The 20,457-nt window shown below is 68.0% G+C and carries 20 protein-coding genes; 7 read left to right on the forward strand and 13 right to left on the reverse strand.

What is annotated here, in order from left to right:
• Positions 1-152 precede the first annotated feature (152 nt).
• Positions 153-626, forward strand: a complete 474-nt coding sequence (locus tag AB0P21_RS11265) for an Lrp/AsnC family transcriptional regulator (RefSeq protein WP_363695695.1) — start codon at positions 153-155, stop codon at positions 624-626.
• Between the two features lie 908 nt (positions 627-1,534).
• Here AB0P21_RS11265 and AB0P21_RS11270 read toward each other — a convergent pair.
• The gene (locus AB0P21_RS11270) at positions 1,535-2,179 is read right to left on the reverse strand and encodes a helix-turn-helix domain-containing protein (RefSeq protein ID WP_012919439.1); all 645 of its coding nucleotides are present in this window, start codon (positions 2,177-2,179) and stop codon (positions 1,535-1,537) included.
• A gap of 55 nt (positions 2,180-2,234) precedes the next feature.
• On the opposite strand from AB0P21_RS11270, the gene AB0P21_RS11275 reads away from it, so the two are divergent.
• On the forward strand, positions 2,235-2,969 hold the full coding sequence (locus tag AB0P21_RS11275; protein WP_363695697.1) for a hypothetical protein: 735 nt from the start codon (positions 2,235-2,237) through the stop codon (positions 2,967-2,969).
• Between the two features lie 142 nt (positions 2,970-3,111).
• Here the strand turns inward: AB0P21_RS11275 and AB0P21_RS11280 are convergent, their stop codons facing one another.
• The gene (locus tag AB0P21_RS11280; RefSeq protein ID WP_363695698.1) at positions 3,112-4,347 is read right to left on the reverse strand and encodes an MFS transporter; all 1,236 of its coding nucleotides are present in this window, start codon (positions 4,345-4,347) and stop codon (positions 3,112-3,114) included.
• Between the two features lie 246 nt (positions 4,348-4,593).
• Positions 4,594-5,316, reverse strand: a complete 723-nt coding sequence (locus AB0P21_RS11285; protein WP_363695700.1) for an SDR family NAD(P)-dependent oxidoreductase — start codon at positions 5,314-5,316, stop codon at positions 4,594-4,596.
• 102 nt (positions 5,317-5,418) lie between these two features.
• Between AB0P21_RS11285 and AB0P21_RS11290 the strand changes: the two genes are divergently transcribed.
• On the forward strand, positions 5,419-6,267 hold the full coding sequence (locus AB0P21_RS11290) for a helix-turn-helix transcriptional regulator (protein WP_363695702.1): 849 nt from the start codon (positions 5,419-5,421) through the stop codon (positions 6,265-6,267).
• Between the two features lie 5 nt (positions 6,268-6,272).
• Here the strand turns inward: AB0P21_RS11290 and AB0P21_RS11295 are convergent, their stop codons facing one another.
• A complete protein-coding gene (locus tag AB0P21_RS11295; protein WP_363696478.1) occupies positions 6,273-6,602 on the reverse strand; it encodes a MarR family transcriptional regulator in 330 nt (109 codons plus the stop codon).
• Between the two features lie 1,203 nt (positions 6,603-7,805).
• Positions 7,806-9,575 carry a DEAD/DEAH box helicase gene (locus AB0P21_RS11300; protein WP_363696479.1) on the reverse strand — a complete coding sequence of 590 codons (1,770 nt, stop codon included), beginning with the start codon at positions 9,573-9,575 and terminating at the stop codon, positions 7,806-7,808.
• A gap of 289 nt (positions 9,576-9,864) precedes the next feature.
• On the opposite strand from AB0P21_RS11300, the gene AB0P21_RS11305 reads away from it, so the two are divergent.
• Positions 9,865-10,131, forward strand: coding sequence for a DUF3039 domain-containing protein (locus AB0P21_RS11305; protein WP_270132618.1), 267 nt, complete (start codon positions 9,865-9,867; stop codon positions 10,129-10,131).
• A 32-nt stretch (positions 10,132-10,163) separates the two neighbouring features.
• On the opposite strand, the gene AB0P21_RS11310 is transcribed toward AB0P21_RS11305, so the two are convergent.
• The 3 genes from AB0P21_RS11310 to AB0P21_RS11320 are packed head-to-tail and all read right to left on the reverse strand — an operon-like array spanning position 10,164 to position 12,575.
• Positions 10,164-10,721, reverse strand: coding sequence for a YqgE/AlgH family protein (locus AB0P21_RS11310; RefSeq protein WP_363695704.1), 558 nt, complete (start codon positions 10,719-10,721; stop codon positions 10,164-10,166).
• Positions 10,718-11,113 carry a VanZ family protein gene (locus AB0P21_RS11315; RefSeq protein WP_363695705.1) on the reverse strand — a complete coding sequence of 132 codons (396 nt, stop codon included), beginning with the start codon at positions 11,111-11,113 and terminating at the stop codon, positions 10,718-10,720. The genes AB0P21_RS11310 and AB0P21_RS11315 overlap by 4 nt, the downstream gene beginning before the upstream one ends.
• Before the next feature lie 25 nt (positions 11,114-11,138).
• Positions 11,139-12,575, reverse strand: coding sequence for an NAD-dependent malic enzyme (locus AB0P21_RS11320; protein WP_363695706.1), 1,437 nt, complete (start codon positions 12,573-12,575; stop codon positions 11,139-11,141).
• A 128-nt stretch (positions 12,576-12,703) separates the two neighbouring features.
• Between AB0P21_RS11320 and AB0P21_RS11325 the strand changes: the two genes are divergently transcribed.
• Positions 12,704-13,702, forward strand: a complete 999-nt coding sequence (locus AB0P21_RS11325) for a LacI family DNA-binding transcriptional regulator (RefSeq protein WP_363695708.1) — start codon at positions 12,704-12,706, stop codon at positions 13,700-13,702.
• A gap of 58 nt (positions 13,703-13,760) precedes the next feature.
• Complete coding sequence (locus AB0P21_RS11330) at positions 13,761-14,156, forward strand: hypothetical protein (RefSeq protein WP_363695710.1); 396 nt, start codon at positions 13,761-13,763, stop codon at positions 14,154-14,156.
• Positions 14,157-14,220: 64 nt separating this feature from the next.
• Here AB0P21_RS11330 and AB0P21_RS11335 read toward each other — a convergent pair whose 3' ends face one another.
• The 4 genes from AB0P21_RS11335 to AB0P21_RS11350 form a co-directional block, all read right to left on the reverse strand.
• Positions 14,221-15,228 carry a substrate-binding domain-containing protein gene (locus AB0P21_RS11335; protein ID WP_363695712.1) on the reverse strand — a complete coding sequence of 336 codons (1,008 nt, stop codon included), beginning with the start codon at positions 15,226-15,228 and terminating at the stop codon, positions 14,221-14,223.
• 31 nt (positions 15,229-15,259) lie between these two features.
• A complete protein-coding gene (locus tag AB0P21_RS11340) occupies positions 15,260-16,288 on the reverse strand; it encodes an ABC transporter permease (protein ID WP_363695713.1) in 1,029 nt (342 codons plus the stop codon).
• Positions 16,285-17,841 carry a sugar ABC transporter ATP-binding protein gene (locus AB0P21_RS11345; protein ID WP_363695714.1) on the reverse strand — a complete coding sequence of 519 codons (1,557 nt, stop codon included), beginning with the start codon at positions 17,839-17,841 and terminating at the stop codon, positions 16,285-16,287. Before AB0P21_RS11345 ends, AB0P21_RS11340 begins: the two co-directional genes overlap by 4 nt.
• A 147-nt stretch (positions 17,842-17,988) precedes the next feature.
• Positions 17,989-19,134, reverse strand: a complete 1,146-nt coding sequence (locus tag AB0P21_RS11350) for a CoA transferase (protein ID WP_363695717.1) — start codon at positions 19,132-19,134, stop codon at positions 17,989-17,991.
• 44 nt (positions 19,135-19,178) lie between these two features.
• Here AB0P21_RS11350 and AB0P21_RS11355 point away from each other — a divergent pair, with 44 nt between their 5' ends.
• A complete protein-coding gene (locus AB0P21_RS11355; protein WP_363695718.1) occupies positions 19,179-19,460 on the forward strand; it encodes a DUF6855 family protein in 282 nt (93 codons plus the stop codon).
• Here AB0P21_RS11355 and AB0P21_RS11360 read toward each other — a convergent pair.
• The gene (locus AB0P21_RS11360; RefSeq protein WP_363696481.1) at positions 19,457-20,413 is read right to left on the reverse strand and encodes an alpha/beta hydrolase; all 957 of its coding nucleotides are present in this window, start codon (positions 20,411-20,413) and stop codon (positions 19,457-19,459) included. The genes AB0P21_RS11355 and AB0P21_RS11360 overlap by 4 nt on opposite strands.
• Between the last annotated feature and the right edge of the window lie 44 nt (positions 20,414-20,457).

Genomic DNA, 20,457 nt, shown 5'->3' on the forward strand with positions numbered 1-20,457 from the left:
CGGGGTCCTCCCGGTCGGTTTCCACTGGCTTGCGTGAGCTTCGCCGGACCAGGACAGGTTGCGCAACAGAACCATGTTTTACTGAACACTCTGCTCAGTATTCTCAGCCAATCATTGGACTATTTGGTCACCCTGACCACCTGGAGGAACCCATGTCCGGAGTGGACGCCCTGGACGCCCGCATCCTCGACCTGTTCGCCGCCGAACCCCGCGTCGGCGTCCTACAGGCCTCCCGCCGCCTGGGCGTCGCGCGTGGCACTGTGCAGGCCCGGCTGGATCGCCTGGCGCGCGACGGCGTGGTCCGCGGCTGGGGGCCGGACGTCGACACGACGGAGATCGGGTATCCGGTGACAGCCTTCGCCACTTTGCAGATCGAGCAGGGGTCCGGCCATAAGACGGTCGCTGCTGCTTTGGCTGCTATCCCTGAGGTCTTGGAGGTTTACACGATCACTGGGGCTGAGGATCTGTGGTGCCGGATCGTGGCGCGGTCTAATGCTGATCTGCAGCGGGTGATCGATCAGGTGGTGATCGTGCGTGGGATCCAGCGGGCTTCGACGGTGATCGCGCTGGCGGAGCAGGTGCCGCACCGGGTGCTGCCGTTGCTGCATGCGGCTAGTCGGGGGTGAGGTACTGCGCCCGCGCAGCCTCCGCCGCTCGCTCCTTCGTCGCTCCCAGCTCCGACTGCTCCCACCCACCCTTTTTGAAGGCCGCTCCTCCGTCGCGTGGGCGGCTGGGTGCGGGTTGTTGGTCGATCGGGCGGTTAGGCGAGGTTCGGTCAGCGTGTGGTTTGCGAGGTGGTGCGAAGCGTCACGAGCTCGCGCAAAGGCACCAGGGACCGGCTGGCCATCCCGTCAGCATCTGGTCCTGCGAGGTGACGCGCAGCGTCACGAGCCCCGGCGAGGGCGGCCGCTCGATCTGGTCGGTCATCCGATCAGCATCTGCAGTTGCGAGGTGACGCCGAGGGTTGCGAGCCCGTGCGCGGGCGGCAACTCGGGGACCGACCCGCTGATCACGCACTTGATCGCCGCGCGAGGTGACGCGCAGCGTCACGAGCCCGCCGACGGCAACTCCCGGGGGCCAACCCGCCGAGCACTTGATCGCCACGCGAGGTGACGCGAAGCGTCACGAGCCGGTCGTCTGGCCAGCCGCCTCTGGCCAAAGAATCCGTCAGCATCTGGTCCCGCGAGGTGACGCGCAGCGTCACGAGCCCGCCGACGGCAACTCCCGGGGGCCAACCCGCCGAGCACTTGATCGCCACGCGAGGTGACGCGAAGCGTCACGAGCCGGTCGTCTGGCCAGCCGCCTCTGGCCAAAGAATCCGTCAGCATCTGGTCCTGCGAGGTGACGCGCAGCGGCACGAGCCAACCGACGGCAACTCCCGGGGACCGACCCGCCGATCACGCACTTGATCGCCACGCGACGTGACGCGAAGCGTCACGAGCCCGTGCGAGGTGCTGGCGAATCAGCGGTGGACAGCGTCAGCATCTACAACTTGCGAGGTGACGCCCAGCGTCACGAGCCCGCACTGATGACCTCAAGCAAGCCGCTTGGCGACCTCAACCGCAGCCCGAGCCACCCGCGGCCCCACAAAATCCCGATCCAGCTTCCCCAGCACAACCACACCGATCGACGCCTCAACCCCCGGCACCCCGAGCACCGGCGACGACACACCCTGCGCCCCAGCCTGCAACTCACCAGCGGTGATCACGAACGGCCGCCCAGCCGGATCAGGCTTCCGCCGACCGGCCAGAATCGCCTTCCCCGCCGCACCCTGGTCGAGCGCATGCCGCGACCCCATCCGGTACGACACATGGAAATCGGTCCAGCTCGGCTCGATCACCGCGATCGCCAGCGCCTCGTCACCGTCAGCCACCGTCAGGTGGGCCGTCGCACCAGTGTCTTCGGCCAGCGAGCGCAGTACCGGCAGCGCCGCGTCACGCAGAGTCGGCTGCACCCGCCGCGAATAGTGCAGTACTGCGAGCCCGAGCCGCGCCCGCCCCTCGCTGTCGCGCCGCACCAGCCGGTGCAACTCCAGCGTGTTGACCAGGCGGTAAACCACGGTCCGGCTGACCCCGAGCGAGGCCGCCAGTTCGGTGATCGACAGGCCGTCCGGGGCGTCCGCCAGCAACTCGAGGACGGTTAGTCCCCGATCGAGAGTCTGGGACGTCTCTGCGGGCACAGCCGAAGCGTAACCTTTTTCGGCCCGCGGCCCGATGTCCCCGTATCTTGCTGCCGTGCGAAATTACTGGGCGCTCCTCCCCGCCATCGCCATCTGCGTCGGTCTACTGCTGCTGTACGCCGTCCCGACTCTGGTCAATCCGCAGTGGACGAGCAGCGTCCTCGGCCTGTTCAAGCAGCTTCCCGGCGGCGAGCAAACCGAGGAGTCCACGGTCCTCGGCCCCCGGCAGATCCAGGCCCGCCGGCTGCTGGCCGGCGTACTGGCGCTCGGCGCCCTCGCACTCGTCGGCTTCAACATCTCGCTCAACCGGGAGGCGAACGGCTGCTACCTCGCGGCCAAGGCGTGGGGCGCCGCCGACGATCGGAAGAAGGACGCCGATCCCTGCGTCGACAAGATCTTCGGCGCGTTCATCAGCGACGGATCAGGCGTGGCCAACGAGAAGGTCCAGCAGCCGGTCACCAGCTACCAGTTGGTCAAGGACAAGCGGCCGAAGTACCTGAAGTGGGTTCAGAACCCGCCGAAGTACGACGAGGTGAACCTGCTGATCGGCGTCGGCTTCAACTGCACGATCGATCTGAAGGTCAAGGAGGAGACCGACAAGATCACCGCGGTGATCGACAACCCCGAGCCGTGCCCGCCGGACGAGCAGATCGAACTGGTCTCGATCAAGCTCAAGCAGCCGCTCGGCGACCGCAAGGTCGTCACCGTGGACGACAAGGAGATCAACCGGATCAACCCGGAGATGCCGTCCTGGGGCAAGGTGCTGAAGGAACTCGCCACCGGCGGCTGATCTCAGCAGGCGGTCAACGCACTGCCCGTACTGCGGAAGCTGCACGGCGGTACGCGTTCAGCGCCCGTACTTCGGGGGCTGTGCCGGCGGAACGCGATCAGCGCAGGAGTACCCGTACTTCGGAGCTGTACCGGCGGCACGATCACCGCAGCGCCCGTACCTCGGAGTCGTACCGGCGGAACGGCTTGTTCCAAGCGAGCAGCACCAGCAACCCCACGATGCACACGCAGGCCCCGCCGAGCAGCGCGATCGTCGGCGTACTGATCGACGCCGTCGTACCGGCAACGAAGTCACCGAGCCTCGGCCCGCCCGCCACCACCACGATGAAGACCCCCTGCAGCCGACCGCGCATCGCGTCGGGAGCGGCTGACTGCAACACCGTGTTCCGGTACGCCGAACTGACCATGTCCGCCGCCCCCGACAAGGCGAGCAACGCGACGCCGAGCCAGATCGTCCGCGACAACCCGAACAGGCCGACCGCCGCCGCGTAGACGCTGATCGCCACGACGATCGCCACTCCTTGCCGCCGGACCCGGCTCACCCAGCCGGAGAACAGCACGCCCACGAGCGCCCCGATCGCGGGCGCGGCCTGCAGCAGCCCGACCGTCTTCACCCCGCCCGCGAAGAACGCGCCGGCGACCGCAGGAAACAGCGCCCGAGGTTGCGCGAACACCATCGCGAGGATGTCCGCGACGAAGGTCGCCAGCAGCGCCGGAGCAGCCCGAAGGAAGCTGAACCCTTCCAGCACCGAGCGCAGCCCGGCCCGGCGTACCAGCCCGGTCGGCGGCACCGCAGGCAGCCGGAACAGCGCGTAGAGCGCAGCGGTGAAGGTGATCACGTCGACCAGGTACGCCGCGCCGAACCCCTGCCAGGCGATCACGACCGCCCCCAGCAGCGGACCGGCCGTGAAGCCGAGGTTGAACGCGGCCTGGCTGAGCGTGTTGGCGGCCGGCAGCAACTCGGGCCGGATGAGGCGCGGGATGATCGCGGACCGAGCCGGGTTGTTGACCGCGAAACACGCCGACTGGGCGGCGACCACGGCGTACAGGACCCAGACCTTGTTCCAGTGCAGCTCGGACTGGACGACCAACAGCATCGAGAGCAGCCACAGCCCGCCGGACGAGATGAGCGCGAGCGTACGCCGGTCGATGGCGTCGGCCATCGCGCCGCCGTACAGCCCGAACACGATCAGCGGAACCAACGAGCAGAGCCCGACCAGCCCCACCGAGAACGTCGAGTGGGTCAACGCGTAGACCTGGATCGAAACCGTCACCGCGGTCATCTGCTGACCAAGCTGCGAGACCGACGACCCAACCCACAATCGGCGAAAATCGGCCGACTCCTTGAGCGGACGAAGGTCAGTCAGCAGGCGAGCCACACGCCTGAACTTATGTCACGACTTGCCAGTCGCGACACCAGGGCACGACAGGTCTCAAAACCACGGTGGCAGATGTCGCGGCGAGGGTGGTGTTACCCACAGATTGGTGTCACTCCAGTAATTGCGTCACCCCAGGCTTGGCGTCACCCCAGGCGCGGTGTCGCTCCAGGCATGGCGTCACCCCATGCACGGTGTTACCCCAGCCTTGGCGTCACCCCATGCACGCTGTCGCCCCTAGGAGCGGCGTCACCAGGGCAGGCGGCCGGACTCTGCGTGCGACTCCCCGGTGGGGCCGTCGGGGCCGAGGGTGGCTAGCCGTACGGCGACGGCCGCGCCTTCTGCCGGCGTACGGGGTGCGTCCCAGCCGCCCATGTCCGTCGCGCAGTTGCCCGGGTCGGCTGCGTTGACCAGGATCCCGGTGCCGCGCAGCTCGTTGGCCAGCATCACCGTGACCATGTTGACGGCGGCCTTGGAAGAGTTGTAGCCGAGGGTCCGAACGGTCGACATCCGCGACGCAGGATCGCCGACCTGTGTGAAGGACGCGAGCGAGCTCGACAGATTGACGATGCGGGCAGCGGTGGACTTACGCAGTACGGGCAGCAATGCGGCAGTGACCTCGACCAGACCGATCACGTTGGTCTCGAACGCGGCCCGGAGGGCCGACGCGGCAACCTCGCTCACGCCTCCATCGCCTGCTGGGATGATCGCAGCGTTGTTGACCAGTACGTCGAGCTTCCCGTGCTCGGCCGCGATCCGGGCAGCGGCTGCCCGGATCGACGCAGGATCGGTCACCTCGAGCTGGACCGCCGCGGCTTTGATGCCATCAGCAACAAATTCCTTGGCGACGGCCTCGCCGCGCGCCGGGTCCCGCGCTCCGATCAACACGATGTAGCCGGCCTCGCCGAGCTGCCGGGCGATCTCCCGGCCGATTCCTTTGGTGGCGCCTGTGATGAGTGCGACTGTGTTCATGCCGTAGATGTTTGGCTGACTTCAGCCGTCCAGGCAGAGCGGGTCGAGCCTGGGACCGGCGGTCCCTGGTTACCTATCGCGGCGCTTGAGATGCTGGGAGCCATGGACAGGGCACAGCTGGCCGAGTTCCTCCGCATCCGACGGGAGCGGTTGCGACCGGACGACGTGGGCCTGCCCGCCGGACTCCGACGCCGGACGCCGGGCCTGCGACGCGAGGAGGTCGCCGGGCTCGCCACGATGTCGACCGACTACTACACCCGCTTGGAGCAGGGCCGTGGCCCGCGACCGTCCCGGCCGGTACTAACCGGGTTGGCGCGAGCACTACGACTCTCCGACGACGAGCGAGCTCACCTGTTCCGGCTGGCCGGGGAGCAGCCGGCACCTCCAACGGGACCGCCCACGGACGTGCGTACCGGAGTACTGCGAATGCTGGTACGGCTGGACGTCCCCGGCTTGGTTCTAGACGCGAAGTACGACGTACTGGCCTGGAACCCGCTAGCTGCGGCGCTGATCACCGACTTCTCCGCATTGCCACCACGGGAGCGGAATCTGTTGCGCCTGCGGTTCCTGTCGGGGTCGCGGCAGGAGGAGCGGTTCGGGGAGCGGCAGACCACCGAGTTTGCCCGAGAGGCCGCGGCCGACCTCCGAGCAGCCACCGGCCGCTACCCCGCTGACCCATCGATCGCAGCGCTGGTGACGGACCTGGTCGAAGGCAGCGACGAGTTCGCCCGCATCTGGGCACTCCACGAGGTCGCCACCCAGCAGAGCATGTGCCAAACAATCCACCACCCAACCGTCGGCCGCATCGACGTCGTCTGCGAGGTCCTGCTCATCCCCGAACGCGACCAACGCGTCATCCTCTACACCGCCGCCCCCCGCTCCCCTTCCGACCGGGCACTCCGACTGCTCGAGGTCGTCGGCACCCAGTCCCTGAGCCAGCGCGTCAGCTGACACGTTCAACCACGCCAGCACCTCGGCCTTAGCCGTACCAGCCTCCTCGGCGCGCAGATTCTCGAACCGCTCGACCAGCCCAGCAGTTGCCTCGACCCCGATCCCGCCCCGCAGCCGTCAAGCTGACCTTGCGAATCCGCGCCCCACCAACCCCGCTGAGCCCGATCGATCAACCCAGCCTCGGCCAGCGAACCGAGCATCCGAATCATCGTCGGCGGCGCGACAGAGCTCCGCTGCGCCAATTCGGAATTCGCAATCCCCGGACGTTCCGCGAGCAACGCCAGCACGGCGTACTGCGGAGCGGTCAGCCCGTACTGCGCAAGCGCGGCATCCATCCGCCCCCGCAGCGTCTGCTGCAACCGCTTGAGCGCACACCCGACCGTCTGATCCGGATACCTGATGCCACGACGACCCTCCACCGACGCCCTCGTCGGTCACCCTGATCAACATCTTCACCGTCACTCCTAACTGCCCAGCACGAACTCGTCGACGCCCTCGGCCGGTCCACCCAGGAGTTGTTCGCCGCATCCGACGGCTTCCTGTCAGCCAACCTGCACGCCAGCCTCGACGGCACCCACGTCGCGAACTACGCCTAGCGGACGAGCGCAGCGCAGTACGAGGCCATGACACGGCTTCCCGCGGCCGGGAGCACATGGCAGAGACCACGCAGTCGCCACCGACGTCGTGCCGCACCTCCGCGCGGTCTCGGCCATCCACCAGGCCGACTAGGACAGTTGGTCCGTGCATACGGACAGGAAGTAGTGCCCGTACTGCGCCGGTTGGCAACCCATCGCCGCCTGAAACGAGATCACCTGAGCGACTACTGCCTGTCGGTGTGCTCGTTTTTCGCTTCCGGAGACGCGTGCAGGCCAGACTAAAACATTGTTCTTGTTAACAGAACACTGTTCTCGGCGCCGTTCTCCGTACGGCCCACCGCAGGGTCGGAGCCTGACTCTACCGATGTACGCCACCAATCCGACCTTCGCCGAGGTGACGCGAAGCGTCATGAAGCTGCCGCACCCGGCGCGCTGCCGCGGCAGTCTCCAACCGACGAACTGACGCGTGCCGCACGAGCAGCAGACGACTCAGACGATGCTGACCGGCGATCCCATCAGCACCCGGTCCCGCGAGGTGACGCCCAGCGTCACGAGCCTTTGCCGGTGCCCCAGTCTGGTCAACGATCCCGTCAGCATTCAGTCCTGCGAGGTGACGCGCAGCGTCACGAGCCCGTAGGTGGCTCGCCCGATCGTGGTCGACGATCCCGTCAGCATCCGGTCTTGCGAGGTGACGCCCAGCGTCACGAGCCCAGCGCGGCGGCCGGGTTGCGGCAACCGCAGCTTCAGCGGGCGAGGTGACGCGCAGCGTCACGAGGCTGCCCACGACCGAGGTGCTGCCACCGCGTCTCAGATGGCGAGGTGACGCGAAGCGTCACGAGCCCGCAGTTGGCTCCACTGATCTTGGTCGACGATCCCGTCAGCATCCGGTCCCGCGAGGTGACGCCCAGCGTCACGAGCCCGCATCACCCCACCACACAAATCTCAAGCCCGCCGCTGCGTGGCCCAGTCCCGGATCAACTCGATCCGCTCCCGCAACTGCTCCGACGACGCATGCGCCGCCGCCGGGCCACCAAGCTTCCGCCGCAGATCATTATGAATAACCCCATGCGGCTGCCCAGTCCGGTGATGCCAAGCCGCAACCATCCCATTCAACTCACGCCGCAGCAGCGCGACCTGCTCATGCGTAGCCAGCTCAACCGGCGCAACCTCCTCAGCCTCAGCCGAAGCACCAGCACCCCGCTGAGACTTCTTCTGCGCCGCCAGCGACTTCGCCTGCCGCTTCCGCAGCAACTCACGCACCTGATCAGGCTCCAGCAACCCAGGCAGTCCGAGGAAGTCCATCTCCTCGTCAGACCCGATGTCGCCACCGGTCCCATAATCGCCACCATCGAAGACAACCCGATCGAAGCTCGCATCCGACCCAAGCGCCTCAAACTTAGCGTCCAGATCGTCGCTGGCGCCCTCGGCCTCGTTCGCTTTCTTCAGCAGATCATCCTCGAGGGCGAACAGATCGCCGTCCTCACCAGAGTTCTTCCGGCCGAGCACGTGGTCCCGCTCGACCTCCATCTCAGCCGCGAAGCTCAGCAGCCGGGTTACCGACGGCACGAACACCGACGCCGTCTCGCCCCGCTTGCGCGCCCGCACGAACCGGCCGACGGCCTGGGCGAAGAACAGCGGCGTCGAGGTCGGTGTCGCGTAGACCCCGACCGCCAGCCGCGGTACGTCGACACCCTCACTCACCATCCGGACGGCGACCATCCAGCGCTGCTCGCCGTCGGAGAACTTCTGGATCTTCTTGCTCGCGGCCTTCTCGTCGGACAGCACGACGGTCGGCGCCTCGCCGGTGAGCTCCTTCAGCACCTTCGCATAAGCACGAGCCGTGTTCTGGTCACCCGAGATCACCAGCCCACCCGCGTCAGGCATGTGTCGCCGTACTTCGGTCAGCCGCTTGTCAGCAGCCGCCAGTACTGCGGGCATCCACTCGCCGGTCGGCGACAACGCAGTACGCAACGCCTGGGCGGTCAGGTCCTTGGTGAGCGGCTCACCGAGTCGCGCCGCGACCTCGTCACCGGCCTTGGTGCGCCAGCGCATCTCGCCGGAGTACGACATGAAGATGACCGGCCGTACGACGTGGTCGCGCAGCGCGTGACCGTAGCCGTAGGTGTAGTCGGCCTGGCTGCGCTGCGCCCCGTCGTGCCCGTACTCGTACGTGACGAACGGGATCGGATTCTCATCACTGCGGAACGGCGTACCGGTCAGCGCCAGCCGGCGGGTCGCGGGGTCGAACGCCTCGCGGACACCCTCACCCCACGACAGCGCGTCGCCACCGTGGTGCACCTCGTCGAGGATCACCAGCGTGCGGAACCGCTCGGTGCGGACCCGGAAGGCCAGCGGGTTCACCGAGACGCCGGCATAGGTGACGGCGACGCCCTGGAAGTCCTTGTTGGTCCGCCCCTTGCCGCCCGCGAAGGTCGGGTCGATCGCGATCCCGGCCCGGTCGGCCGCGTCGGCCCACTGGACCTTCAGGTGCTCGGTCGGCGTCACCACGGTGATCCGCTCGATCATCCGGCGGTGCAGCAGTTCGGCGGCGACGGTCAGCGCGAACGTCGTCTTGCCCGCGCCCGGTGTGGCGACCGCGAGAAAGTCCTTCTGCTGCTTTTCGAAGTAGAGCTGGAGTGCTTCCGCCTGCCAGGCCCGCAGCTTGCTCGCAGTTCCCCACGCGGCGCGGTCCGGATAGGCCGGAGGAAGCACGGCTGGTGCTGCTGGCGCGTGCGAATCCACGGACGGCATACTCCCCCGATAGTCGACTGTCGGCCGTGCAGGAACGTTACCCGACATCCTCGGCAAGGTCAGATCGGCGGGCTCGACGAAGCCCCCGTACGCCGCTGCGCAGGCCCCGCACCCGCCGCGACCTGCGCATATGCCCCGCGCCGTATCTCTCCGGCATCCGGACGCGGCGTGTCGGAGCACCGCGCCCAGCCGAGATGGCCTGTGGAGAAAAACTGGGGGTTCCCGGCCCTGGCGACCTACACTCGTGGCTATGAGTACTCAGCTGAGCCCCGGCGCAGAGACGGTCATCGACGAGCGGACCATGCCGTCGCTGGACGAGGGCGATCACGAGCGGTTCTCGCACTACGTGCCGAAGGACAAGCTCACCGAGGCCATGGTGATGGGCACCCCGGTGGTCGCCCTGTGCGGCAAGGTGTGGGTGCCGAGTCGCGACCCGCAGAAGTTCCCGGTCTGCCCGGAGTGCAAGGAGATCTGGGAGTCGCTCAACCCCGGGGACGACGACAACGACAAGGAATAGCTCGCCCAACCCGGCTCTAGCCCAGGGCCGGGTCAGTTCTGGGTCGGATCGTCCGGATAGGTGGCCAGATAGGCCATCTCGTCACGCTGGCGCCGCAACACGCGGCGCCACAACCCCTCCGGCTGCAGGCTGAACACGTCATCGGGCTCGGACGGTACGACGTACCACGCGCCCTCGCTGATCTCGCCTTCCAGCTGCCCGCTCGACCACCCGGCGTACCCCGCGAAGATCCGCATCCGCTGGATCGCGCCCGCCAGCAGCGCGGGCGGCACGTCGAGGTCGATCAGCCCGATCCGGCCGAAGCACTCCCGCCACCCGGGCGGGTCGGCCGACTCGATCACCTCGGCGACCGCGAGGGCGCTGTCGGTGCCCACCGGGCCGCCCATGAACAGCACACCGGGCTCGCTCACGGTGTCCGACCAGTCGGCCAGCACCCGGTCGACCTCCAGGTCGGCGGCGCGGTTCACCACCACGCCCAGCGCGCCGTCCTCGTCGTGATCCAGCAGCAGGATCACCGACCGCCGAAACGGTGGCTCGTCGAGCAGCGGGGTCGCCACCAGCAGCGAGCCGGTCAGGGTCGGGGCCGTCATTGCCCCATCATGTCCTGCCCAGCACCTTTTTGAACCCGGAGCGCGCGAAACCCGAGCCAGGCGCCGAGCGCAAGCCCGCACAGGTCGGCGACCGTGTCGAACACGTCACCGCTGCGGAACGGCAGCCAGTAGTACTGGACCACCTCGCTGATCACCGCGTTCGCGGCGACGATCGGCAGCAACCACCGGGCCGGTACGCCGCTGCGCAGGCCGAAGTACGCGACGGATCCGAACAGGAACAGGTGCGCGAACTTGTCGGAGTACGGGAACTGCACGTCGGAGCCGGCCTGATGCGGCGCGTACACGCCGTACAGGTGGATCAGGCAGGCCACCACGAAGGCGGCGCGCCAGATCCACGCGGTACGGGACTTCCGGACGTCGGTTGCAGTCAAGATGGAGTCCATCAAAACAGGTGACTCAAATCAGCGCGCCCGGTGAGTCGTCCGGGAACATCTCGGCGGCCGGCGCCTTGCCGCCCGCGGCCTCGCGGACCGCGTGCGCGACCCGGTTGTGCACCTCCGGGTGGAAGACGCTCGGCACGATGTAGTCGGCGTTCAGCTCGTCGTCGGTGACGACACCGGCCAGCGCCTTCGCGGCCGCCAGCTCGGTCTGGATCGAGACCGTCGACGACTGCGCGTCGAGCAGACCGCGGAAGACGCCCGGGAAAACCAGCACGTTGTTGATCTGGTTCGGGAAGTCGCTGCGGCCGGTCGCGACCACGGCCGCGTGCTCGTGCGCCGCCGCCGGGTCGACCTCGGGATCGGGGTTGGCCAGCGCGAAGACGATCGCGTCGGCGTTCATCGTGGCGATGTCGGCGCCGTCCAGGATGTTCGGCGCCGAGACGCCGATGAACACGTCGGCCCCGGCCAGCGCGCCCTTCAGGTCCCCGCTGTACTGCGCGGCGTTGGTGTTCTCCGCGATCCAGCGCAGCTCCGGCGACAGCCCTTCGCGCTCGGTGTGGATGACCCCGGCGATGTCGGCGACGACCGTGTCCTTCACCCCGGCCTCGATCAGCAGCTTGAGGATCGCCGTACCGGCCGCGCCCGCGCCGGACAGCACGACGCGCACCTGGCTGATGTCCTTGTTGACCACCCGCAGCGCGTTGAACAGCGCGGCGGTGACGACGACCGCCGTGCCGTGCTGGTCGTCGTGGAAGACCGGGATGTCGAGCTCCTCGCGCAACCGGGCCTCGATCTCGAAGCACCGCGGCGCGGAGATGTCCTCCAGGTTGATCCCGGCGAAGCCCGGCGCGATCGCCTTGACCACGGCGATGATCTCCTCGGTGTCCTGGGTGTCCAGGCACAACGGCCAGGCGTCGATGCCGGCGAAGCGCTTGAACAGCGCGGCCTTGCCCTCCATCACCGGCAGCGCGGCCTCGGGACCGATGTTGCCCAGGCCCAGTACGGCGGATCCGTCGGTGACCACGGCAACGGTGTTGCGCTTGATCGTCAGCCGGCGGGCGTCCTGCGGGTTCGCGGCGATCGCCAGGCAGACCCGGGCGACTCCCGGGGTGTAGATCATCGAGAGGTCGTCCCGGTTGCGGATCGGGTGCTTGGCCTCCATCGAGATCTTGCCGCCGAGGTGCATCAGGAAGGTCCGGTCGGAGACCCGGCCGATCTCCACGCCCGGTACGGCGCGCATCGCCTCGACCAGCCGGCCCGCGTGCTCGGTGTCGGCGGCGGCGCAGGTCACGTCGATCCGCAGCCGCTCGTGCCCGGAGGCGGTCACGTCGAGCGCGGTGACGAGGCCACCGGCCTGCTCGACGGCGGTGGTCAGTTTGCTCACCGTGGAGCCACCGGCAGGGACCTCGAGGCGGACGGTGATGGAGTAGGAAACGCTCGGCAAGGCAGTCACGCGGGTGATCCTCTCATGTCACTGGTAGGGCCCGAGGGTTCTGTACGTAATGTGCACGGCCTACTGCTGGGTAATCCATTACCCGCCCGCTACGCTGAGGCCTCTGACGGGCGTCGAGGGGAGCTGGGATGGCGACGATCAGCGATGTCGCTGCGCTGGCAGGGGTGTCGACGGCGACCGTCTCGCGGGCGCTGAACGGCAAGTCCACGGTCGATCCGGAGCTGGTCGCCCGGGTCCGGCAGGCCGCCGAGGAGCTCGGCTACCAGCCGAACGGCCCGGCCCGGAACCTGCGCCGTCAGGAGGCGGCGGTGGTCGCGCTGATCATCTCTGACGTCGAGAACCCCTTCTTCACCGCGATCGCGCGCGGGGTCGAGGACGTCGCGCACGAGGTCGGCTACTCGGTCGTGCTCTGCAACTCCGATGAGAGCGCCGACAAGGAGAACCGCTACATCGACATCGCGATCCAGGAGCGGGTGGCCGGCGTCATCCTCTCCCCCACCGGTACGACGAAGAGCGTCCAGAAGCTGGCGCAACGCGGAACGGCCTTCGTCGCGGTGGACCGGCCGCTGCCGGAGCAGGCCAGCGACGTCGTACTGGTTGACACCAGGCTGGCCGCGCGGGAGGCCACGGCTCACTTGATCGCCCAGGGCTATCAACGCATCGGCTGCATCACGGGTCCCGCAGGAGTTCGTACTGCGGACGACCGGCTTGCGGGTTATCGCGATGCGTTGAAGGCCGCGAAGGTCCGCAGTACGGCGAAGCTGGTCCGGCGTACGGAGTACAAGGCAGCGGGTGCCCATCGAGCAGCGCGGGACCTGCTCAACCAGCCGGAACCACCCGACGCGTTGCTGGTGGCCAATAGCGCGATGGCGGTCGGAGTCTTGCAAGCGCTGCAGGAGCACGGGGTGCGTCCGGGCAAGCAGGTCGGCCTGGTCGCCTTCGACGACGCGCCTTGGGCCGCACTGGTCGATCCGCCGCTGACGGTCGTCGCGCAGCCGGCGTACGAGATCGGGACTGTGGCCGCCCGCTTGCTGCTGGCCAGGATCGCGGACAACACCCGCCCGCCGACCACGACCACCCTCGGCGCCCGGCTGATCGAGCGCGGCAGCTCCCGGCACTCGGAGTGACCTTTCGATCACAGTGGAAGGGTTAGCGCGACCGGTCAGGGTTCTCGACTCTGAGAGCATGCGACGACTCTCTCTGGGCCTGATGGCCGCCATCGCCTTACTCACGGCCGTTCTGACGGCCCCTACGGCTTCCGCCGCCGACGGCACGTTCGCGGTCTGGAACGTCACCAACGGCAGCCGGTGTGAATGGTCCGGCAACGCGCCGACGCTCGGCAGCTGCACCAACAAGATCTATCTGCTGCAGAACAGCGGCTACCCCTGTTCCGGCTGCGACTGGGTCCGGCTCTACTGGGGGACCAACTACACCGGCGCCTACTACTGCGTCCCGCCGGGACAGACGCTCGGCCAGCCGACCTCGCCGAACGTCCGGTTCAACAAGGGCAGCGGACTCAGCGGCTACAACCAGGTCATCTGGAGCAACGCCGCCTCGGCGAAGTGGTCCGGCCCCTGCTGAACGGCGAACTGCCCGGCCGGCGGCTCTGGGTGAGCCGTCGGCCGGGCAGCGGCAGCGGGCGGTATCAGCCGGTGGGGTTCTCCTCGGCGTAGATCGACGCGGCGTTCTCCTTGTCGATCAGCCGGGTCTTCAGCGTCTGGGACTTCTCGATCGTGCCGCAGTCGACCAGCAGCTTCTTCGCCGCGGCGATCGCTTCCTTGCCGTTGGTCGGGTAGGTGAAGGTGGCGCTCAGCCGGCCCTGGTCGACCGCCTTGATGCCGCCGGACGGGATCGGCAGCGCGTCGATGCCGATGAACTTCATCTCCTTCTCCCGCCCGACCGCCTTGGCCGCCAGGTAGGCGCCCTCGGCCATCGGGTCGTTGTGGGCGTAGACCAGATCGATCTTCGGGTTCGCCTTCAGCAGCGCGTCCATCTGCGCCTGGCCCTTCTCCCGCAGCCAGTCGCCGCTGGCGTCGGCGACGATCTTGATCTTCGGGTTCGCCTTGATCGCGTCGACGAAGCCCTGGTGCCGCTCGGCCTGCGGGGTCGCGCCGGCCAGGCCCTTCAGCTCCACCACGTTCCCGCCCTGCGGCAGCAACTTCTCCGCGACGTACTTGCCGGCCTCGGTGCCGATCTCGACGTTGTCGCCGCCGATGAAGCCGGTGTACGCGTCGCCCTCGACCTTGCGGTCCAGGACCAGTACCGGGATGCCCTTGTCGTAGGCCTTCTTCACCACCGCGGTCAGCGGCTTGGCCTCGTTCGGGCTGATGATCAGCAGGTCGATCTGCTGGGTGATGTAGTTCTCCACGTCCGCGACCTGCTTGGCGTTGTCCTGCGCCGCGTCGGCGAACTTCACCTCGAACTGCGGCACGTCCTTGGCGGCAGCCTTGATGTCGTCGTCCATCCGCTGCCGGTACGGCTCGGCCACGTTCGCCTGGCTCATCCCGATCACGTACTTGCCGTCGGCCCCTTTGCACTCCTTGGAGCTGCCGGCCGAGGGCGAGTCCGAGGTTCGTTCGCTGGTGGTGCCACAGCCCGCCAGCACCAGGGCGGCGACGGCCGCGGCGGCGAGGGGCGCTTTCAGGTTTCGCATGACGAGCCTTTCTTTGCAGAGGAAGAACGTTTTACGAGGCGGGGCGGAGCCGTTGCAGCGCGGCTGCCGCCACGATCACCAGTCCCTTGATCAGCAGCTGGATGTTCGAGTCGATGTTGTTCAGGGCAAGAATGTTGTTCAGTACGCCGAGCAGCAGCGCGCCGGCCACCGTCCCGGCCACCGAGCCCCGGCCGCCGGCCAGGCTGGTGCCGCCGATCAGCACCGCGGCGATCGCGTCCAGCTCGTAGCCGATCCCGTCGTTCGGGCTGCCCTGGTTGAGCTGGACCGCGTGCACGATGCCGGCCAGCGAGGCGAGCAACCCGCAGATCGCGAAGACGGCGATCTTCACCCGGACCACCGGTACGCCGGACAGCCGCGCCGCCTTCTCGTTGCCGCCGACGGCGTACAGGTGCCGGGAGAAGGCGCTCACCCGGAGGAAGACGACCGCCGCGATCGCCACCACGGCGAAGATCAGCACCGGGATCGGCACCAGCCCGCCGAAGGTGCGCTCACCGAGGATCGCGAACGAGTTCGGCGCCTCGTTCGGACCGTTGCCATAGGCAATTGCCACGCCCTGGCCGTCGGACCAGATTCTGGCCAGGCCCCGGGCTATCTGCAGGCCCGCGAGAGTGACGATGAACGACTGGATCCCGATCATCGCGGTCGCCATCCCCTGCAGGGCGCCGAAGACCAGGCCGACCGCGAGCACCACGACGATCGAGGGCAGGAAGCCCCAGTCGCTCTCGACCATCAGCACCGCGGACCCGACCGCGGCCAGGCCGAGCACGGCGCCGACGGACAGATCGATCCCGCCGATCAGGATCACGAACGTCATCCCGACCGCGATGATGCCGATCTCCGAGACCGCCCGGACCACGTTGGCGAGGTTGTCGGCGCTGACGAACAGGATCTCTCCGTCGCGCTTGGGCGAGAAGATGATGGCGGCGAGGAAGACGGCGAGCAGTCCGAAAACACTTTGAAAGCGGAAGAGGGTCGCGACCACTCCCCCTGATCTCTCTGCGACCGCCGTCTGAGCCGGGGTGTCCTGGGGGTTGGTCATTGGAGCCCTCCGGCTTCTTCGAACACTGCGCCTTCTCCCATCGCGGCGGCCAGCAGATCACCCTCGGACGACTCGGCGGTGGAGAACGACGCCACATCACGCCCGTCCCTCAGCACCACCACCCGGTCGCAGACCCCCACCAGCTCGGGGAGCTCCGACGAGGCCAGCAGTACGCCGATCCCCTGGCCGGCCAGTTCACCCAGCAGCCGGTAGATCTCCGACTTGGCGCCGATGTCGACCCCTCTGGTCGGCTCGTCCAGCAGCAACAGCCGCGGCGAGGTGAGCAGCATCCGGCCGAACACCACCTTCTGCTGATTGCCGCCCGACAACGTCCCGACCTCGTCCTGCAACCGCCCGAACTTCAGCCGCAACCGGTCCGCCATCCGCACCGACGCGGCCCGCTCCATCCGCCGCGCGACCACGCCCAGTCGCCCGTACGCCGGCAAGCTCGACACCACCGTGTTCGCAAGGATCGAGTGGAACAACACCAGCCCCGACGTCCGCCGATCCTCGGGGACGAACCCGATCCCGTGCTTCAACGCATGTCGAGGCCCTCGCGGCTGGATCACCTGTCCCTGCAACACGATCCGCCCGGACCGCGTGCCACCCGGCGCAACGCCGTACAGGGTCTCGAGCAGTTCGGTACGCCCGGAGCCGAGTAGCCCGGCCAAGCCGACGATCTCCCCGGCCCGGACACTCAGCGAGATGCCCGCCGGATCGCGCCGCCCCGGCCGCGGCCGCCGCGGCGTGAGCTTGAGCCCCTCGACCCGGAGCAGCTCGTCGCCCGTGGCCGCGTCAGGCGTGGTGAACAGGGTCTGCACCGGCCGCCCGACCATCGCCTCCACCACCTCCGCGGTGCTCAGCGACCGCGGGTCGAAGCTCGCGACGTTCTGCCCGTTCCGCAGTACGGTGGCGCGGTCGGCGACCTGCGCGATCTCCTCCATCCGGTGCGAGATGTAGACGATCCCGACGCCACTGCGCCGCAGCTCGCGGATCACCACGAACAACCGCTCGACCTCGGAACTGGTCAGCGCCGAGGTCGGCTCGTCCATGATCAGCACCCGCGCGTCCAGCGAGATCGCCTTCGCGATCGTGACGAGCTGCTGCTCCCCGACCCGCAACTCCCCGACCGGCCGCCGCGGGTCGAGCGCGACCCCGCTGCGCTCGAGCAACGCCCGCGCCTCGCGCTCCATCCGCCGCCGGTCCACGGTCCGCAGCCGGGTGCGCAGCTCCCGCCCGAGGAAGATGTTGTCGACCACCGACAGCCCCGGCACCAGATCGAGCTCCTGGTGAATCATCGCGATCCCGGCCGCCTGCGCGTCGGTGGGCCCGCCGAAGGTGACCCGTTCCCCGTTGATCTCGATGACCCCGTCGTACCCCGTGACGTCACCGGACAGGATCTTCATCAGCGTCGACTTGCCGGCCCCGTTCTCGCCGAGCAACGCGTGCACCTCACCCGTCCCGAGGCTGAAGTCGACCTCACGACAGGCCTGTACACCGCCGTAACGCTTGCCGATCCGCGACATCCGGACCAGGTCCGCAGGCTCCGGCATGACACCTCCGCGGTCGCCAAGTAATCGATTTCCCGGACGCTAGACCCGCGCCGCGCGCACCGTCAACCCCTTACGAAGATTAGGTACCCGCAGACACTCGCCAACAGCCTTTCGAGGACTGCCGAAAGACGCTGCTCTGGGGCCGGCCTACTCGTCCAACCAGGCACGAACGGATTCGTCGTGTTCACCGAGCCGCGGCGGCGGAAGATTGGTCTCCCGCGCCCCCGCATACGGCTGGTCGTCGAACCGCAACGGCGGGCCAGGCAGCTGGACGGTCCCCAACGTCGGATGCTCGACCTCGATCAGCAACCCCTGCGACCGAGTCTGCTCCCACTCGTAAACCTGCTGGAAGTCCCGCACCTTCCCCGACGGAATGCCCACAGCCGCCAACCGCCGCAACCACTCATCCGCCGGCGCACCGGCCAACGCGAGCTCGATCGCCGCGGTCAACTCGTCCCGATGCGCCACCCGATCCGCATTCCCGACAAACCGCGAATCCAGCGGATCCAATCCCACCAGCGGCGCGAACACCCGCCACTGCCCCTCAGAACCGACAGCGACCTGCACGATGTCATCGGCAGTCCGATACATCCCATAAGGCGCGATCTGCGCATGGTGGTTCCCCACCCGCTCCGGCAACTCCCCCGCCACAGTCCATTTCGTCCCGTGAAAAGCATGCACCCCGACCACCGACGCGAGCAGACTCGTCCGCACCACCCGCCCGCGCCCGGTCACGTTCCGCTCGTGCAAAGCCGCCAGTACGCCGTACGCCCCGTACATCCCAGCCAGCAGATCAGCAATCGGTACGCCGGTCTTGGTCGGCTCGACGGCCCCCGTGATGCTCATCAGCCCGCCCTCGCCCTGAGCGATCTGGTCGTACCCCGCGCGCTGCCCCTCCGGCCCGTCATGCCCGAACCCGGTGATCGACAAGATCACCAACCCAGGATTCAGCGCGTGCAACTCCTCGACCGAGAACCCGAGCCGATCGAGCACCCCCGGCCGGAAGTTCTCCAGCAGCACATCGGCCTTGCGCACCAGCTTGGTCAGAAACTCTTTCCCCTCGGCCGACTTCAGATCAGCCGTCACCGACTCCTTGTTCCGGTTGGCCGACAGGAAGTACGTCGACTCCCCCTCGACGAACGGCGGCCCCCACCCCCGGCTGTCGTCACCACCGACGGGCGTCTCGACCTTGATCACCCGCGCCCCGAGATCACCCAGCATCATCGCCGCATGAGGACCCGACAACGCCCGGGTCAGGTCGACTACCACCAGGTCAGACAAGAGGTTCTGCACCCCGCCACCCTAGGCGTAGCCTCCGAGAGAAGGAGGGGGTTGTGATGGCGTTCACCGGAAGTGGGACCAAAGCCGATCCATGGGCGCTGAGTACGCCGCCCGGCGGCTCGCAGTACCAGGTGTACCGCGAGGACGACACGCTCGTCTGCCAGGTCGGAAGCACCAAGCTGAGCTACCAGGCCCGATGCATCGAGGATCTGCACGCGATGCTCCAGCAGCACGGCGACTGGATGCTCCTCGGCAACACGGACGAGCAGCAACCCGCCGCGCTCGGCCCGGCCGAGGTCGAACACAACGCCCGCAACAACCGCATGCGAGCTCTCTAAACCGCCCGGACCTTCCGGACCAACGACGCCAGGCGCTGAGTGACGTCACGTGGCCGTTCTTGCATCAGCATGTGTCCGGCGCCCGGGTACATCCACAGCCGCGCCGACGGCACCAACTCGGCCATCCGATTGCCGTGCCGCGGCGAGATCAACCGGTCCCGCGTCCCGTGCATGATCTCCACCGGGATCTGGTCGAGCACCTTCAGCGCCTCGCCGCGATCGTGCTGCACGATCGCCTCGAAGAACCCACCGAAAGACGCCCCCGGCAACACCGCCAGATCCGCCAGCAGGATGTCGACCTCGGCCGGATCCACCTGCTTCCCGAACACCAACTGCTTCAACGCCGGCCGCCGCACCGCAGTAGATGCCCCCTGCAACCAAGCAGCCCGTACTGCGCTCGCTCGCCGAGCATCAGCACTCGCGCGAGCACCCGCCCGTCGCTCCAGCCGCGCCCCCGCCAGATTCATCGCCCGCGGCGCAACCACCGAAGCCGGCCGATCGAACCGCGCCGGCAACCCGAACGCCCGCGACGCCAACTGCCCTGACGACGTCGCCACCAACGCAGCCGCAGAGATCCGCGAACCAACCAGCTCCGGCCGCTGCTCGGCCAGCGCCATCAACGTCATCCCACCCATCGAGTGCCCGGCATAAACCACAGGCCCGTCGCCAACCACCTCATCAAGCACAAAAGCCAGATCATCGGCCAACTGCTCAATCCGGGTAGTCCCCGCCGGCGCAGCAGCCGAGCGACCATGCCCGCGGTGGTCATAGGCAACCACCCGCACCGCGTCAGAGCCCAGCACCCGAGGCAACCCAGCCAACTGGTGATGCCAACTCCGCGTAGAGCAGGTCCACCCATGGGCAAGCACAACGGTCACCGGCGCATCCGCCGACCCGGTCGTCTCTACATGCAGCCGCACCCCATCGGGCGTCACCACCGCACCAGACGCCACCGCGGCGGCCCCTGCCTCCTCAGCCCCGCTTCTCCCGGACCGCT

The organism is Kribbella sp. NPDC056861, from assembly GCF_040687575.1.
Taxonomy (GTDB): domain Bacteria; phylum Actinomycetota; class Actinomycetes; order Propionibacteriales; family Kribbellaceae; genus Kribbella.

Bases quoted from the DNA above. Each gene is read 5' to 3' on its own strand.
- AB0P21_RS11310 (WP_363695704.1), bottom strand. From the start codon at position 10,721: ATGACGGCCCCGACCCTGACCGGCTCGCTGCTGGTGGCGACCCCGCTG.
- AB0P21_RS11345 (WP_363695714.1), bottom strand. From the start codon at position 17,841: ATGCCGGAGCCTGCGGACCTGGTCCGGATGTCGCGGATCGGCAAGCGT.
- AB0P21_RS11340 (WP_363695713.1), bottom strand. From the start codon at position 16,288: ATGACCAACCCCCAGGACACCCCGGCTCAGACGGCGGTCGCAGAGAGA.
- AB0P21_RS11285 (WP_363695700.1), bottom strand. From the start codon at position 5,316: ATGAACACAGTCGCACTCATCACAGGCGCCACCAAAGGAATCGGCCGG.
- AB0P21_RS11330 (WP_363695710.1), top strand. From the start codon at position 13,761: ATGCGACGACTCTCTCTGGGCCTGATGGCCGCCATCGCCTTACTCACG.
- AB0P21_RS11290 (WP_363695702.1), top strand. From the start codon at position 5,419: ATGGACAGGGCACAGCTGGCCGAGTTCCTCCGCATCCGACGGGAGCGG.
- AB0P21_RS11305 (WP_270132618.1), top strand. From the start codon at position 9,865: ATGAGTACTCAGCTGAGCCCCGGCGCAGAGACGGTCATCGACGAGCGG.
- AB0P21_RS11325 (WP_363695708.1), top strand. From the start codon at position 12,704: ATGGCGACGATCAGCGATGTCGCTGCGCTGGCAGGGGTGTCGACGGCG.
- AB0P21_RS11265 (WP_363695695.1), top strand. From the start codon at position 153: ATGTCCGGAGTGGACGCCCTGGACGCCCGCATCCTCGACCTGTTCGCC.
- AB0P21_RS11335 (WP_363695712.1), bottom strand. From the start codon at position 15,228: ATGCGAAACCTGAAAGCGCCCCTCGCCGCCGCGGCCGTCGCCGCCCTG.
- AB0P21_RS11295 (WP_363696478.1), bottom strand. From the start codon at position 6,602: ATGGATGCCGCGCTTGCGCAGTACGGGCTGACCGCTCCGCAGTACGCC.
- AB0P21_RS11355 (WP_363695718.1), top strand. From the start codon at position 19,179: ATGGCGTTCACCGGAAGTGGGACCAAAGCCGATCCATGGGCGCTGAGT.